The 13,163-nt window shown below is 69.2% G+C and carries 17 protein-coding genes and 1 pseudogene; 5 read left to right on the forward strand and 13 right to left on the reverse strand.

What is annotated here, in order from left to right; translation table 11 throughout:
- The 3 genes from PO768_RS24830 to PO768_RS24840 form a co-directional block, all read right to left on the reverse strand.
- On the reverse strand, window positions 1-1,348 hold a 1,348-nt coding region (locus PO768_RS24830), incomplete at its 3' end, for an HAD-IC family P-type ATPase (RefSeq protein ID WP_272648176.1).
- Window positions 1,349-1,371: 23 nt separating this feature from the next.
- The gene (locus PO768_RS24835) at window positions 1,372-1,887 is read right to left on the reverse strand and encodes a c-type cytochrome (protein ID WP_272648177.1); all 516 of its coding nucleotides are present in this window, start codon (window positions 1,885-1,887) and stop codon (window positions 1,372-1,374) included.
- Window positions 1,888-1,923: 36 nt separating this feature from the next.
- Window positions 1,924-2,091, reverse strand: a complete 168-nt coding sequence (locus tag PO768_RS24840) for a hypothetical protein (protein ID WP_272648178.1) — start codon at window positions 2,089-2,091, stop codon at window positions 1,924-1,926.
- 148 nt (window positions 2,092-2,239) lie between these two features.
- Between PO768_RS24840 and PO768_RS24845 the strand changes: the two genes are divergently transcribed.
- The gene (locus PO768_RS24845) at window positions 2,240-2,500 is read left to right on the forward strand and encodes a DUF3297 family protein (RefSeq protein WP_272648179.1); all 261 of its coding nucleotides are present in this window, start codon (window positions 2,240-2,242) and stop codon (window positions 2,498-2,500) included.
- A 45-nt stretch (window positions 2,501-2,545) separates the two neighbouring features.
- A complete protein-coding gene (locus PO768_RS24850; RefSeq protein ID WP_272648180.1) occupies window positions 2,546-3,949 on the forward strand; it encodes a C13 family peptidase in 1,404 nt (467 codons plus the stop codon).
- On the opposite strand, the gene PO768_RS24855 is transcribed toward PO768_RS24850, so the two are convergent.
- Genes PO768_RS24855 through PO768_RS24865 form a run of 3 tightly spaced genes read right to left on the reverse strand, consistent with a single transcriptional unit; the run spans window position 3,950 to window position 5,285 of the window.
- Window positions 3,950-4,438: a rod shape-determining protein gene (locus PO768_RS24855; protein ID WP_272648181.1), complete on the reverse strand. Its 489-nt coding sequence runs from the start codon at window positions 4,436-4,438 to the stop codon at window positions 3,950-3,952.
- A gap of 8 nt (window positions 4,439-4,446) precedes the next feature.
- Window positions 4,447-4,971 (reverse strand): GNAT family N-acetyltransferase, encoded by a 525-nt coding sequence (locus PO768_RS24860; protein WP_272648182.1) that lies wholly within the window; start codon window positions 4,969-4,971, stop codon window positions 4,447-4,449.
- Between the two features lie 8 nt (window positions 4,972-4,979).
- Complete coding sequence (locus PO768_RS24865) at window positions 4,980-5,285, reverse strand: NIPSNAP family protein (protein ID WP_269839567.1); 306 nt, start codon at window positions 5,283-5,285, stop codon at window positions 4,980-4,982.
- Window positions 5,286-5,389: 104 nt separating this feature from the next.
- On the opposite strand from PO768_RS24865, the gene PO768_RS24870 reads away from it, so the two are divergent.
- The 3 genes from PO768_RS24870 to PO768_RS24880 all read left to right on the forward strand — a co-directional run bounded on the left by PO768_RS24870 (window position 5,390) and on the right by PO768_RS24880 (window position 6,598).
- A complete protein-coding gene (locus PO768_RS24870; protein ID WP_272648183.1) occupies window positions 5,390-5,992 on the forward strand; it encodes an ATP-binding cassette domain-containing protein in 603 nt (200 codons plus the stop codon).
- 138 nt (window positions 5,993-6,130) lie between these two features.
- Window positions 6,131-6,292, forward strand: coding sequence for a hypothetical protein (locus tag PO768_RS24875; RefSeq protein WP_272648184.1), 162 nt, complete (start codon window positions 6,131-6,133; stop codon window positions 6,290-6,292).
- 3 nt (window positions 6,293-6,295) lie between these two features.
- A complete protein-coding gene (locus PO768_RS24880; protein WP_272648185.1) occupies window positions 6,296-6,598 on the forward strand; it encodes an addiction module antidote protein in 303 nt (100 codons plus the stop codon).
- Window positions 6,599-6,632: 34 nt separating this feature from the next.
- Here the strand turns inward: PO768_RS24880 and PO768_RS24885 are convergent, their stop codons facing one another.
- The 7 genes and pseudogenes from PO768_RS24885 to PO768_RS24915 form a co-directional block, all read right to left on the reverse strand.
- Window positions 6,633-7,031: a GNAT family N-acetyltransferase gene (locus tag PO768_RS24885; RefSeq protein WP_272648186.1), complete on the reverse strand. Its 399-nt coding sequence runs from the start codon at window positions 7,029-7,031 to the stop codon at window positions 6,633-6,635.
- A gap of 102 nt (window positions 7,032-7,133) precedes the next feature.
- Window positions 7,134-8,522 carry a GTPase/DUF3482 domain-containing protein gene (locus PO768_RS24890; RefSeq protein ID WP_272648187.1) on the reverse strand — a complete coding sequence of 463 codons (1,389 nt, stop codon included), beginning with the start codon at window positions 8,520-8,522 and terminating at the stop codon, window positions 7,134-7,136.
- Window positions 8,512-9,888 (reverse strand): DUF2868 domain-containing protein, encoded by a 1,377-nt coding sequence (locus PO768_RS24895; RefSeq protein WP_272648188.1) that lies wholly within the window; start codon window positions 9,886-9,888, stop codon window positions 8,512-8,514. Before PO768_RS24895 ends, PO768_RS24890 begins: the two co-directional genes overlap by 11 nt.
- 37 nt (window positions 9,889-9,925) lie before the next feature.
- Window positions 9,926-10,219, reverse strand: coding sequence for a transcription initiation protein (locus PO768_RS24900; RefSeq protein ID WP_272648191.1), 294 nt, complete (start codon window positions 10,217-10,219; stop codon window positions 9,926-9,928).
- Window positions 10,220-10,483: 264 nt separating this feature from the next.
- Window positions 10,484-10,972, reverse strand: coding sequence for a hypothetical protein (locus tag PO768_RS24905; RefSeq protein WP_272648189.1), 489 nt, complete (start codon window positions 10,970-10,972; stop codon window positions 10,484-10,486).
- Window positions 10,973-11,350: 378 nt separating this feature from the next.
- Window positions 11,351-12,646 carry a HipA domain-containing protein gene (locus tag PO768_RS24910; RefSeq protein WP_272648190.1) on the reverse strand — a complete coding sequence of 432 codons (1,296 nt, stop codon included), beginning with the start codon at window positions 12,644-12,646 and terminating at the stop codon, window positions 11,351-11,353.
- 129 nt (window positions 12,647-12,775) lie between these two features.
- Window positions 12,776-13,163, reverse strand: a pseudogene (locus PO768_RS24915) (RNA polymerase subunit sigma-24); the annotation flags it as partial.

The following is a 13,163-nucleotide window of genomic DNA, read 5'->3' on the forward strand; positions in this document are numbered from 1 at the left end:
CGGCCAGCACCCGCAAGCCGCGGTCGGCCAGGCGCGCCGCCTGGGCCGCCAGCTGCTCCCGCCGGGCCTCGCTCAGACGGCATAGCGCCATCACCGCCTCAGGCGCCCCCTTGCTGGCCACCACATCGTGCGGGGCCGCCGGGGCCGTGCTGCGCCACAGATGGCTCATCGCCAGCAGCTCGGGTGAGAGCTCGTACTCGCGCGCCAGCGTCCATTGCGGATGCAAGAAGTGCTCGGTAGGGCCAAGCTGCTGGCCGGCCAGCCGGTGGAAGGCCAGCTCCATCGGGTCGTGCGGCGCGATCTCGCTGGCCAGCACCGCGTACTCCAGCAGCGCGTGAAAGGGCTCGGGCAGCGCACCGCCCGGCAGCGCGGAGACGTCCAGCTCGGCATCGCCGGCCACCAGCGTGGCCACGGCCATGCGGTTGTGCGTCAGGGTGCCGGTCTTGTCCACGCACAGCACCGTGGTCTGGCCCAGGGTCTCGATGGCGTTGAGGCGGCGCGTCAGCACCTGCTGCACCGCCAGCCGGCGCGCCGCCAGCGCCAGGAACACAATCATGATGACCGGCAGCTCCTGCGGCAGCAGGCCCATGGCCAGCGTGATGCCGGCCAGCAGCGCCTGCAGCGCGTCGCCACGCAGCGCCCACAGCAGGCCCACCAGCAGCAGGCACAGGGCCATGCCTATCCAGAGCAGGCGGCGCGTCAGCCGGCTCATCTCGTCGCGCAGCGGCGAACCCTGCAGGCCGATCTGCTGCAGCGACTGGCCGATGCGGCCCAGCTCGGTCTGCCGGCCCACGGCCGTCACCCGCACCAGGCCCTGGCCGCCGACCACCAGGGTGCCGGCGAACACCGCATCGCCGTCAGCGCGCTTGGCCACCGGCTCCGATTCGCCGCTGAGCATCGATTCATCGGTGGCCAGCTCATGGGCTTCGAGCACTTGTCCATCGGCCGGCACGCGGTCGCCCTCGGCCAGCATCAACACATCCTCGCGCACCACCTCGCGGCCCGCGATGCGCTGCGCCACACCGTCGCGCAGCACCCGCGCGCGCGGGCTGGACAGGTCGCGCAGCGCCGTCAGTGCCTGATCGCTGCGGCGTTCCTGCAGCACCGTCAGGGCCATGATGATGACGACGAAGCCCAGCAGTATCAACGCCTCCTGCGCGTCGCCCATGGCCAGATAGATTGCGCCGGCGCCCAGCAGCAGCAGGAACATCGGCTCGGTCACCACGTCCCAGGCCATATCTCGCAGCCCGCGGCGCTGGCTGACACCAAGCTCGTTGGGGCCTTCGTCCAGCAGGCGGCGCGCGGCGGTGGCGGCATCCAGGCCGCTGGCGGCTTGTGCTTCACTCATGGCACGGCCTCATCGCAGCGCCATTACGGCGCCGGCCGCCCCGGCCCCTGCGTGCCGGCGGCGCGCGCCGACAGATAAGCATAGAGGTCGGCGATATGCACATTGACGCTGGGCTCGCCCTGCCAGGCCGGCATCGTCAACGCGCCCTGCTGGCGCTGCAGGATGGCCTCCAGCGCGGCCTCGCGCGCCGCGCCGGCGTCGGCGCCCGGCAGCGCCGGGAGGTTCCAGTCATAGCGCGTCAGTACGAGGCTGACGAAGCGGTGCGGCCCGATCTCGCGCACGCGCTGCAGCAGATCGGGTGCACCCTTGCCACCGGTGGCGGCGCTGCCATGGCAGGCGGCGCATTTGTCCTGGAAGATGCGCCAGCCGGTGTAGACCGAGCCCGAAGGCCCGGCCAGCTGGGCGCGTTCGCGCGCCACCATCTCGGTGTTCTGCAACTCCACGGCGCAAGCGGCCATCAGCAGCGGCAGAGCCAGGGTCAGGAACCTCGTCAGCTTGGCCATGATGCGCATCTCCGCTTCGGGCTGGGGTGCGGCCATTGTGCGGAGCCCTCCAGTCCCCCCACTTGCGCCAGATCAAGCCGGGTGGGCGGCCCGGTAGGCAGCGCGAGCCGCCTGGTGCGCGATCACGCGCGCGTCCGCGCCGGGAATGCCGCGCAGTTGGTCGCGCAGAGCGCGCTTGACCTTGTCGCGCAGGATGTGCAGACGGGCGCGATGCTTGTGGGCGGCGATGGCATTGGACATGGGGACGACCTTGATAGCAGTGAAAGAGCCAGTCTGCACCCTGGCCTGGCCGGGGTCTGTGCGCTGCCGCACCAGGGTCGCTACACCCAGCCTGCGGTCGAGCAGCGAAAATGGCGCCTTCCTGAACCCCTCAAACGATCACAACACCATGAGCGAAGAACCAAACCAGCCCTCCGCAGCGGCGGCCATGCCCGACCGCCTCTCGATCGACCCGCGCAGCCCCTTCCACGACGCCGCCGTGTTCGAGCGCGACGTCGGCATCCGCCTGAACGGCAAGGAGCGTTTCGATGTGTCCGAGTACTGCATCAGCGAAGGCTGGATCAAGGTGCCGGTGGGCCGCAAGGTGGACCGCAAGGGCCAGCCGCTGCTGATCAAGCTCAGCGGGACGGTAGAGGCCTTCTACAAGTAAGCCGGCACCGCCATCCCCCTTACAGTCCCTGCTAAAGGGGAGGTGATGATGACAGACGGCCAGAACATGCCGCCGCAGGCAGCACCAGCGCCCGGCTCGCTGGGCTCGTGGTGGCGGCAGGGGCTGCGCAGCGCGCTGTTCCTAAGCCCCGATTGGAACGGGCTGCGAGCGACACCGGCCCGCACGGCCGCGCTGCTGCTGAGCCTGGTCGCGGTCCAGCTGCTGGCGGAGCGGCTCTATATCGCCGGCCCGGCCAGTTTCTACTGGCCCGCGCTGTGGGAGGGCTGGATAGGCACCCTGGTGCTGGCCTGGGCCTGCTGGTGGCTGAGGCCGCGCAGCGAGGAGGGTAGCGGCGCCGCGCTGTTCAGCCTGCTGATCGCTCTGGCCCTGCCCATCACCCTCGTTACCAGTCTGGTGCTGGTGCCGGCCGTGCGCCTGGACTGGCACCAGCAACTGGGGCCCTGGGGCTGGTGGGGTCTGTGGGGCGCCGCGACGCTGTGGCTGGTCGCTGCCCAGTGGCTGCTGCTGTGGCGCAGCGACACGACGGCGTGGAGGCGCTGGCCGGCGGGCCTGCTGGTCGCGGCGGCGGCGGCCCTGCCGGTCTGGGTTCAGCCCTCCGCGCACTGGTATGCCGAGGCCACCGCCGACGAGCGGCCCGCGCGCCTGCGCCTGACCCAGGAGCTGCTGGAGCTGCAGCCGGCCCTGCTGGAGCGCCGGCTGCAGGCGCTGCAGGCCGGCCGCAGCGGCGAGGTGGAGCTGTACTCGATCACCTTCGCCCCTTATGCGCCGGAAGACGTGTTCCGCAACGAGAGTGCGCTGGTCGATGGGCTGATGCAAGATCGCTTCGGCGCCCAGGGCCGCAGCCTGCAGCTGGTCAACCATGCCGGCACGGCGCTCGAACACCCCTGGGCCACGGCGCTGAACCTGCAACGCGCGATCCGGCAGATGGCCGCACTGATGAATCGCGACGAAGACATCCTGTTCATCCACCTGACCTCACATGGCGCGCAGGACGGCAAGCTGGCGGCCTCGCTCGATCCGCTGGCGCTGGACGAGGTGACGCCCCAGCTGCTCAAGACCTGGCTGGACGAGGCCGGCATCCGCTGGCGCGTGCTCTCGGTCTCGGCCTGCTACTCGGGCAGCTGGATCGCGCCGCTGGCCGGGCCGGGCAGCCTGGTGATGAGCGCGGCCGACGCCGAACACACCTCCTACGGCTGCGGCAAGGGCTCGGAGCTGACCTTTTTCGGCCGCGCCATGTATGCCGAGCAGCTGCGCCTGCACACCCTGTCCTTCGAGGCCGCGCACGCGGCGGCACGGCCCATCATCGACGCCCGCGAGCAGGAGGCCGGCAAGACCGACGGCTACTCCAATCCGCAGATCAGCGTCGATGACGGGGCGCGTCGGCAGCTGGCGTTGCTGGTGGAGCGCTTGGGGCGGCGCGGGAGCTGATCACTCCCATTCACCCTCGCCGGCCGGAAAGCGCCGGGTCAGGATTTCTTCGTCGGTGAGGACGCGGCCCATCCACACAATGGCCTCGGCAGCCCCGGCGCCCGAGGCCAGTTCCCGGAACGCCCGGCGTTCGACCTGGGTGAAGCCGCCGGCGGGCTGGCCCAGCGGATGGAGCACGATGCGCGGCGCGATGCTCAGCCAAGCCTGGCCACGGATGCGGTGCACGTAGTAGCGGAGCAGCTGCTCGGCGAGCGTGAAATCGGACACCAGGCTGCGTGGGTGGGCAAACGGGTTGAGCAGCTGCGCCGCCTGCGCGGCGCAGGCCAGGCGCGCCTGCGGCCCGACAGCCAGAATCGTCGGCTTTGGTGCGGCGGTGATCGCCATCTCGGGCACCTCGGCGATCAGCTCGCCGGTCTTCAGGTTCTTCAGCGTGATGCGCTCGGGCGAGATCTGGATGTAGAGGACAGGCTTGAGGGTGGAAAAAAACATGGGCAGGCTCAGCGGGGTTTGGCATGCGCCTCGAAGTGCAGCAGGTCGAACCAGGCCTCGCCGAGCTGGAAGCAGCGCCGGGCATGACCGAACTGCACAAAGCCATTGGCCGTCAGCACCTGGATCGAGGCCGGATTCTCGACACGCGATGTCGCTTCCAGCCGCCACAGCGCCAGCTCGACAAAGGCCTGCTGCATGGCCAGGCGCACCGCCGCCTTGGCCAGGCCTCGGCCCTGGTGCTGCTCGCCGACCCGGTAGCCCAGCGAGGCGCAGTGGAAGTGCGCGCGCCGCACCTGGCTCAGATTGACCCGGGCGGCCAGCACCCCGTCCTCACGCAGCAGGAACTGGTAGCCCCGGTCCTGCTCGGCATCGCGACGCGCCGCTTCGATGGCCTGGGCCACACCGTCGAGCGAGTAGTAGTCCTTGGGCCGGGCATTGATCCATGCCTCGAAGAAGGCGCGGTTGCGCTGCTCGAATTCGTGCAGCTCGTCGAGGTCGGCGAGGGAAACGGGGGAGAGCGCGAGGGCCGGCATGTCCCGCATCACTCGAACACCGGGCGGAAGAAGGTGCGCTCGTAGCTGAGAAAACAGCGCGTCTGCTCGGCGTACTGGAAGGCGGCCTGGCACTCGGGGTCGTCGAAGGACTGGATCCGGTACTGCTCGTAGGCCGCCAGCGAGGGGAAGGAGAACGAGGCCAGCGCGATATTGCTGGCTCCTTCCGAGGGCAGCAGATAGCCATGGTGGATGCCGCCGAACTTGCGCACCAGCGGAATCCAGAGCTTGCCGTAATGCTCGAACTCCTTGAGCTTGGCCGGGTCGAGCACATAGCGGAGATGGCAGGTGATCATATGAAGGGCTCCTTGCTTGGCCCCGGATGGTAAGGGCGGGCCTGACCAGCGCGAACATAAACTGGGTGCTTTCGCCGCGCCCCATGCCCAGCCCGAACGCTCTTGTGCAAGCCCATCGTCTGGCCTACACCCCTCCCGGCCAGGCCGCCCCGCTGTTCACCGATCTGAGCTTCGCGCTCAGGCCCGGCCTGAGCCTGTTATGCGGGGGCGACGGGCGCGGCAAGACCAGCCTGCTGCGCCTGATCGCCGGCGACCTGGCGCCCGGCGCCGGGCAAATCCTGCGCAGCGCCGACACGGCCAGCTGCAGCTTCGAGCAGCCGGCCGATCCGGCGTACGACCCGGTGATCGCCCGCGCCTGGCTGGCCGAGCGGCGCGCGGGACGCTTCGCGGCAAGCTGGCTGCCGGGGCTGGAGGCCGCGCTGATCGAGGCGCTGGACCTGGCACCGCATCTGGACAAGCCGATGTTCATGCTGTCCACCGGCAGCCGGCGCAAGCTGGGCCTGGCGGCGGCCGCGGCCAGCGGTGCCGCGCTGACCTTGCTGGACACGCCCTATGCCGCGCTGGACGCGCGCTCCGGCCGCGTGCTCAGCGAGCTGCTGGCCGAGGCGGCCGACGGCGCGCAGCGCGCCTGGGTGATCGCGGACTATGCGCTGCCGGCCGGCCTGGACGGCGTGATGCTGGCGGCGTTGGTGAATCTGGGCGATTGATGGATTGTGACTTAAGGATTACAGTACATGTTCATCGTCAGGCAATCCGAAGTTTTCGCCGCATGGCTCAGCTGCGCATCGCGGCCCGCCTGCGTATCGTGGAACAGGGCAATCTGGGCGATGTGAAATCAGGACGGCGTGCATGAGTTGCGCGTGGATGTCGGGCCGGGCGACCGGCTGTATTTCACGCGGCAGGGCCGCGAGCTGATCTTCTTGCTGGTGGGTGGCGACAAGCGCAGCCAGGTCGCCGATATCAAGCGGGCCAAGGCGATGGCGGCCCTGGTGGACGACAAGGAGTAAGTCATGAGCAAGCAGAACGCCGTTGTGTTCACCCACTTCGATGTGACCGAGTTTCTGGATTCCGAAGCCTCGATGGCCCAGTATCTGCAGGCGATGCTGGATGAGTCGGGCGGGGATCCGGCGATGATCGCGGTGGCCCTGGGCGACATTGCCAGGGCACGCGGCATGACCCAGATGGCCCGCGACACCGGCCTGGCGCGCGAGGCGCTCTACCGTGCCCTGTCTCCCAATGGCAATCCGGAGCTGGCGACCATCGCCAAGGTGCTGAAGGCCCTGGGGCTGAAGTTGGCAGTACAGGCAGCCTGATTGCCGATCAGGCAGTCAAGCGACGAACAGCTGCTCAAGACCTGACACCCGGCCGCTCCATCGCGACCTCGGACATGCTGAAGCCGAGTTTCTCGTAAAAGCCCGCAACACCCTCGCGCCCGGCGCGCAGCACCCAGGTCAGCTGGCGGTCCTCGCCCACGACGGCCTCGACCAAGGCCCGCCCCACGCCCTGGCCGCGCCGGTCTTCGGCCACCACCACCATGGAGATATAGCCGTTCGTCAGGCCATCGGTGAGGGCCCGGATGAAGCCGATGACCGCGCCGTCCTGCACAGCCACCAGCGCCCGCTGCGAGCGGGCCAGCAGCTGGGCGAACTCGGCGGTACTGCCGACTTTGCTGCGGCCCCAACCTGCACCCAGCAACAGCAGGCGCGCGGCTTCAATTTCAGTGGATTGAATATCACGAATCTGCATCTGATCGCTCCGATAGCGCTTCGGTTCTCAAATCCTTCGCTGGGCCGTTTCCAAGAGTGACCTGGCCCCAGGGGCCGAGCGGCTACTCGCGGATGGGGCCGGTCAGCCCTCGTCCGGCAGCAGCTCGTTCAGCAGCGCCAGCAAATCCTGCTGCGCACGCTCTGGCGCCAGGCCGGTCGCCCACTCGGGATGGCCGCGCGCCGGCCGCAAGGTCCTCAAAAGATCCGCAGCCTGCTGTCCCTCGACCACCAGACCGGCGCTCTCGCGCATCACCTCCAGCGCCGCATGCCCCCGCCGCTCCAGGCCCTGCAGCAGGGTCAGGTGTTGCGCGGCGATCTGCAGCAGGGCCGCGTCCTCCGGGCTCAACTCCAGCACACCGCGCAGCTTGTTGCCCAGGCGCCGGCCGACCTGGCCCAGGCCCTGGCTGGCCAGACCGCCAATGGTCGCGCCCAGCGTGGCGGCGGCGCCCAGCGAGAGCCCGGCCAGCGCCACATCGGCCACCACGCCAATGGCGCCGCCCACTGCCGCACCGGTGCCGAACTGGCGGCCGGCCTGCTTCAGCAGCTCGGGGTTGAACAGATCGGCTTCCCAGCGCCCGGCCAGCTGGGGCAGCTCGGCGGCCTCGGCCGTGTCGGGGCCAAAACCATGCAGGGCCAGCAGCTGCAAGCGGCTCTGCCGCAGCCGCGCGTTGATGGTCTGGCGAAAAGCGCGTACAAAGGCGGCGCGCGCATGGGTGTCGTCCAGCTGCTGGCCGGGCGCGGCCTCGCGATAGGCCGCCAGGCCCAGCAGCGAGGCGGCAATCAGGCGCAGACTGGCGCTGCGGCGGGCAGCGCGCTCATGTTCCAGAAACGCCACCACGCCCGCCAGCTGGGCGCGGCGCTCGGGTAGCAGGGCGCCGAGATCGCCATAGAGATGGGCCTCGGCGCCGACAAAGGGCGCGACGACATCGAAGCGCAGCAGCGCATGCAGGCCGTGGGCCGCCAGCAGCGCGCGCCAGCCCGCCTCCTGAGCGCTCGGCTCGCGGACGAAGTTCAGCACCGGCATCAGCGGGCGGCCGCCGAGCATCAGGATCTCGAGCTCGGCGGCGAACTTGGGCAGGGCCGGGTCTTCGCGGGCATCGATCACCAGCAGGCCGGCATCGACCTGCAGCAGCGCGCGCAAGACCTTGGCCTCCTGCTCGAAGGGTCCTCTGGCCGCCTCGCCCTGCAAAAAGGCCTGCAGGCGTTGCGCTCGCGGCAGCGCGGCGTCCAGGCCGTGCAGATGATCCAGCAGCGCGACCGCGTCCTCCAGCCCCGGCGTGTCGACAAAGCACAGCGCTGGCTCGCCGTCGTCCAGGTCCAGCGTGATGGCCTCGACATGGCGGGTCGTGCCCGGCCGGTCGGACACCGCGCCGAAATCGGCACGCCGCGTCAGCGTGCGCAGCAGCGAGGTCTTGCCGGCATTGGTGTGGCCGACCACCGCGATGTTCAGCGCCGGGAATTCAGCGGCCATGGTCTGCCCCCTCCAGCCAGGCGCGCGCCGGCGCCGGTGCGTCGAACACCGCCTGCAAGGGCAGGGCGCAGTCCGCCACCCAGCTGCGCCAGCGCGCGGCGCCCGCCTCGCCGCTGAGCAGCAGGGCCCCGGCACCGACCCGCTGCAAGGCCTCGCGGACAAATCGCTCGGTGCCGCGGTCGGGGCTGGATGGGCCATGGCAGACCAGCAGCAGGCGCTGTGGGGCCAGGTCTTGCAGCTGGGCCAGCAGGCGGCGTTTCTCCTCGGCCGCGCCGGCGATGCGCAGGGCCAGCGGCGGCGCCGGAAGCCCAGCCGGCGGCCAGGGCAGGGACAGCGGCAGCTCGTAGCCGAGCAGAGCCACGCCCTGCATCACGCGCCCGCCCTCGGGCGGCGCGGGCGGCGGCGGTGCGCGGTGGTGCTCGGCGTCGAGCAGGGCGCTGGCGTCCAGCGAGGCAAAGCGCTGCATCAGCTGGCGCAGCTGCGGATCTTCGCTGTCCAGGTCCAGCCCGGCGAGCAGACCGCGCGTGCGCCAGACGCTCAGCAGCAGCGCGATCAGCCGCAGGCCCAGGCCATAGACCAGGGTGCAGCCCAGCAGCCACAGGGCCCAGCCCCGGTTGTCATCGGCGCCACTCGACCCGGTAATGCCCAGCTCCGGCGTGGCAAAGCCCAGCAGCCCCGGCAGCCAGCCGCTGATGCGGGCAAAGCCGGCGAAGAAGCCGGCATCCAGAATCGTCGTTTCCCACGTCAGGCGGTAGGCCAGAAAGGAAAATGCGAACACCAGGCCGGCCAAGGTCAGCAGCAGGGCCAGCGACCAGATCGCATGGTTGACGGCACCCAGCGCCCAGGCGCTCAGCCCCCTCTTGCGGCCCAGCACATCGAGTCCGGCCTCCAGCACCAGGGCCTGGGCGGGCGTACCGCCCGGCAGCCGGGCAGTGGCCCAGACCAGCCAACGCGCCAGGCCACCGCCCTCACCCCCATGACCGCCGACCGTCAGCATCAGCAGCCACAGCACCAGGCTCAGCAGATGCGGCCCAAGCACGGCCAGCAAGGCGGCCACTGCGTTGATCTGCCGGTTGCCGCCGACCACCGCCTGCAGCAGGCTGAAGCTCAGCAGACCGATCAGCAAGGCCGCCACCAGCGCCAGCCAGGGCAGGCGGCCGCGCCACTGCGCCAGCGCCACGTCCAGCCCCTGCTCGCGCGCCAGCCAGGCGGCCCGGGCCAGCAGGCGCTGCGGCATCGCGCGCTGCTGCGCATGGGCCTCGCGCATCGCCTGCGCGTCGTCCAGCGGCCCCTGCTGCGCCTCCAGGCGCTGCACGGCGCGCAATAGGATCAACTGGCTCAGGGAGGCGGTGGACGGGGACGACATGCGGCGCAGTTTATGAGCTGCGGCCGCTCGGGACCTGTCAGGACTGCGGGTCGAACTGAAAGACGCGCAGCTCCTGCTCGCAGCGGCAGGCCTTGGCGATGCGCGCGGCCCAGGCAATGGCCGCCTCGCGCGAGGGCAGTTCGAGCACGGTGAAGCCGCCGTTGAGCGCAGGCGCCCAGGGATAACCGCCCTCGGCCACCGTGCCGTCGGCCGAGACCAGTACGGGCGGCACGGCCTCATCGATGCCGCCGCCGAAGACATAGACGCCGGCGGCTTTTGCCTCGTCGATCACTGCATGCGCGTCGCGGCCGACGGNACCGCCCTCGGCCACCGTGCCGTCGGCCGAGACCAGTACGGGCGGCACGGCCTCATCGATGCCGCCGCCGAAGACATAGACGCCGGCGGCTTTTGCCTCGTCGATCACTGCATGCGCGTCGCGGCCGACGGCCTCCCACTCACCATCGGGCCCGACCATCGCGGCGCGGGGGACGGAGATCAGGTCTTTGGCCATGGGGTTGCTCGCGCGTTGGTCGGATTTCGGAGGGGGTCAGGTCTTGATGAGGGAACTCATGCGACGGAAAGCCCCCGCAACCGTCTAAGCGGCATTTCGATAGAGGCTGGCGGTGCCGCCGGTCGACTGCACCAGCAGCTGGATCTGAGCGCCGAATCTCTGGATGTCCTCGTAGGTCGCCATGAGCTCGAAGCTTGCGCGCCCACGGCTCTCCGGCCGCTGACGCTCATACGTTCCGTCGCCGAGCTCCAAGCGAACCCCGATCTCGCCAGTAATGCCAACCGGGTAGATCCGGATGCCCACCACCACGTCCTTCAGTCTGGTTGGCGAGCAGCTGGAATCCCAATACCCTCCTTCGAGTCGCAGTTCCGTGCCCGGGAGCAGCGGGAAGCACGATTGCAGCTTGGCACCAAAGGCCCGGACTTCCCACTCATGAAACCAAGCCGATCCGGCGCCGGAAAAGTTCTCACACCGGGCCGAGGCGAACAGCTCACCCGTGCCATCCGTGTCGGGTTCGAATCGAAGCTCAAGGTGGTGGGTCATTGACGGGAATGGTGGGGTCATGACTTGCATCACTGCTCTTTGCTGCGCTTGCTGATGAGCTCAAACGTATCAGGGCCGTCGCCGCTTGTACCAAACTGCTGCAACCACCGCTGTGCCCCAGAGCATGCTATTGACCAGAACGGGCAACCAACCCCAAGAGCCTGGAAGAAGCTTGGGAGAGACCGCCGCCACTAGCAGGTGGCCGAAGGGAAACCACGCGACGGCGAACAAGGCATCAGCCAGCAGGGCGCAGGCACGCGAGACATGATGCCCATCGAACGCGGACGAGCTATTGCTGTACACCCACAAAAAGGCGGTCGCGCTAACCAGAAAGTGAGCCAGGGTTGCGGTTGTGAACCAGAGCCATATGCGCATGAGTCTCACCTAGACAAGATAGCTTCGCGACGCCTACCCACTCGGCAACAGCGGCGCCACAAACGCCCGAGCTGCCTGGAGGTTGATCTGGGCCAGCTCGCGCATCTCGCGGGACAGCGGCACGCCCAGGTCTTCGGTCATCGCGGCGATCCAGAATCGCGCGGCGGCCTGGGCAGCGCGGGTCCACACCTCGGGCTTGGCGCCGATGGTGCCGACCTTGGGTTCGATAGGGCTCAGGTCCGGGTCCAGGCCGCCGCCGATGGAGGCGTAGCGCATGGGCAGGATGTCGTAGGCCGGCGAGATGCCCTGGTACTCGCCGTCCTCGCCGATCAGCATCGAGATGTTCTCGAAGTGCCTGTCGCTATTGCCGATCAGCTCGCTGAAAGCGGCCATCGTGTCGACCAGACGGGCGTCCCGCGCGGACAGATACTTCGCCTGCTCGCAGCGCGCGGCGAACTCCGGCCAGGAGTCCCGCATGCCGAAGAACTCGTCGTCCACCGCGCCGGCCGAGAGCATGCCGATCCTGCCCTTGAGCCCGATGCGGTCAAAGCGCTGAACTTCCAGGAAGACATGGTCGCCCGCCGCCATCAGCTGGGTCCGGCTCGCGGGCACCCCGACCTCGGCCAAGGACCGCAGGGCCAGATGCTCAAGCGGGAGCAGCTCGGCCATGCGGCTGCCGAGCTTGGCGAATTTCACGATGACGTGTCCCGCGTCTTCACTCAGCCACAGAAACTTCGGCTGCTCGCCGCCGGCGCTGGAGCCATAGGTGGCGCCGCGCAGCGCCGTGGCCATGGCTGCGTAGTGCTCGAGCTTCTCCTCGGCTGGTGTCGCGGGCCGCCCGTCCATCTCCATCTGGAGCGGGGCGTCACCAAACACCAGATTGCCGGGCAGGTTCAGGCCTCGCGTGAATAGCCAGGCCACACGGTGGTCGTCGCCCCAGTCCTTGAGGCTGGTGGGGAAGGCCGGACTCTTCGCGGCCTCCTGCGCGAGCTGACGACCCAGGAATCCCGATGGTGCCGCGAAAGACATATAGGGCGGCAAGCCCTCATACAAGCGAGTGAGCTTGCCCCTCCTCTCCAGCGTGGCGCCGCCGCTGAGGAACTCGATGTCGGCGAAGGGCTCGATTTGGCCGCTGCTGATGAGGCGGTAAATGCGTTGCCGCGGCTTGAGCCCCAGAGGCAGCGGGCGCAGCAGCGCATACCTGGGTGTGCGGTCTCCAGAAATCCTGAAACTGGTGACCGTTTGCGACAGCTGTTGAATAGTTCGTGAAAGCGTTGGCTGGCTGATTCCCAGGGCCACCAGCAGCTGCGCGGCGGACTTCGGTCCCACTCTCAGGATGCGTTCAATATCCTGAGCCGCAGGGGTGCTACCTAGCCGAGCCGAGGCAGTCATTTGGATGGATTGAGAATAGATCAATGAATAGTTGAAGAATTCTCTCACAGATGATCTGCCTGCACCCTACCCCGCCTCCCCCGCCCTCCCCAGCAGCAGCTCCCGCTCCCGCCCATTCCTCGTCAGTCCCGCCGCGCGCTCGAACTCGGCGCGGGCCTCGGCGCCGCGTCCCAGCTTGGCCAGCAGGTCGCCGCGCACGCTGGGCAACCAGTGGTAGCCCTGCAGCTGCGGGTCGGCGGCGAGCGTGTTGACCAGCTCCAGCGCGGCGGCGGGGCCAAGGCCGGGGCCCTGGCCCATGCCGACCGCGACAGCGCGGTTCAGCGCCACCACCGGCGAGGGCATCAGCTGGTGCAACGCGTCGTAGAGCGCGACGATCTGGGCCCAGTCGGTGTCTTCGGGGCGCGCCGCGCGGGCATGGCAGGCGGCGATCGCGGCCTGCAGGCCGTAAGGGCCC

Source organism: Paucibacter sp. XJ19-41, from assembly GCF_028462495.1.
In the GTDB taxonomy this organism is placed as follows: domain Bacteria; phylum Pseudomonadota; class Gammaproteobacteria; order Burkholderiales; family Burkholderiaceae_C; genus Roseateles_E.

Excerpts from the sequence above, each read along its gene's own strand:
- PO768_RS24835 (WP_272648177.1), bottom strand. The coding sequence starts at position 1,887 with ATGGCCGCACCCCAGCCCGAAGCGGAGATGCGCATCATGGCCAAGCTG.
- PO768_RS24840 (WP_272648178.1), bottom strand. The coding sequence starts at position 2,091 with ATGTCCAATGCCATCGCCGCCCACAAGCATCGCGCCCGTCTGCACATC.
- PO768_RS24845 (WP_272648179.1), top strand. The coding sequence starts at position 2,240 with ATGAGCGAAGAACCAAACCAGCCCTCCGCAGCGGCGGCCATGCCCGAC.
- PO768_RS24850 (WP_272648180.1), top strand. The coding sequence starts at position 2,546 with ATGATGACAGACGGCCAGAACATGCCGCCGCAGGCAGCACCAGCGCCC.
- PO768_RS24855 (WP_272648181.1), bottom strand. The coding sequence starts at position 4,438 with ATGTTTTTTTCCACCCTCAAGCCTGTCCTCTACATCCAGATCTCGCCC.
- PO768_RS24860 (WP_272648182.1), bottom strand. The coding sequence starts at position 4,971 with ATGCCGGCCCTCGCGCTCTCCCCCGTTTCCCTCGCCGACCTCGACGAG.
- PO768_RS24865 (WP_269839567.1), bottom strand. The coding sequence starts at position 5,285 with ATGATCACCTGCCATCTCCGCTATGTGCTCGACCCGGCCAAGCTCAAG.
- PO768_RS24880 (WP_272648185.1), top strand. The coding sequence starts at position 6,296 with ATGAGCAAGCAGAACGCCGTTGTGTTCACCCACTTCGATGTGACCGAG.
- PO768_RS24885 (WP_272648186.1), bottom strand. The coding sequence starts at position 7,031 with ATGCAGATTCGTGATATTCAATCCACTGAAATTGAAGCCGCGCGCCTG.
- PO768_RS24890 (WP_272648187.1), bottom strand. The coding sequence starts at position 8,522 with ATGGCCGCTGAATTCCCGGCGCTGAACATCGCGGTGGTCGGCCACACC.
- PO768_RS24895 (WP_272648188.1), bottom strand. The coding sequence starts at position 9,888 with ATGTCGTCCCCGTCCACCGCCTCCCTGAGCCAGTTGATCCTATTGCGC.
- PO768_RS24905 (WP_272648189.1), bottom strand. The coding sequence starts at position 10,972 with ATGCAAGTCATGACCCCACCATTCCCGTCAATGACCCACCACCTTGAG.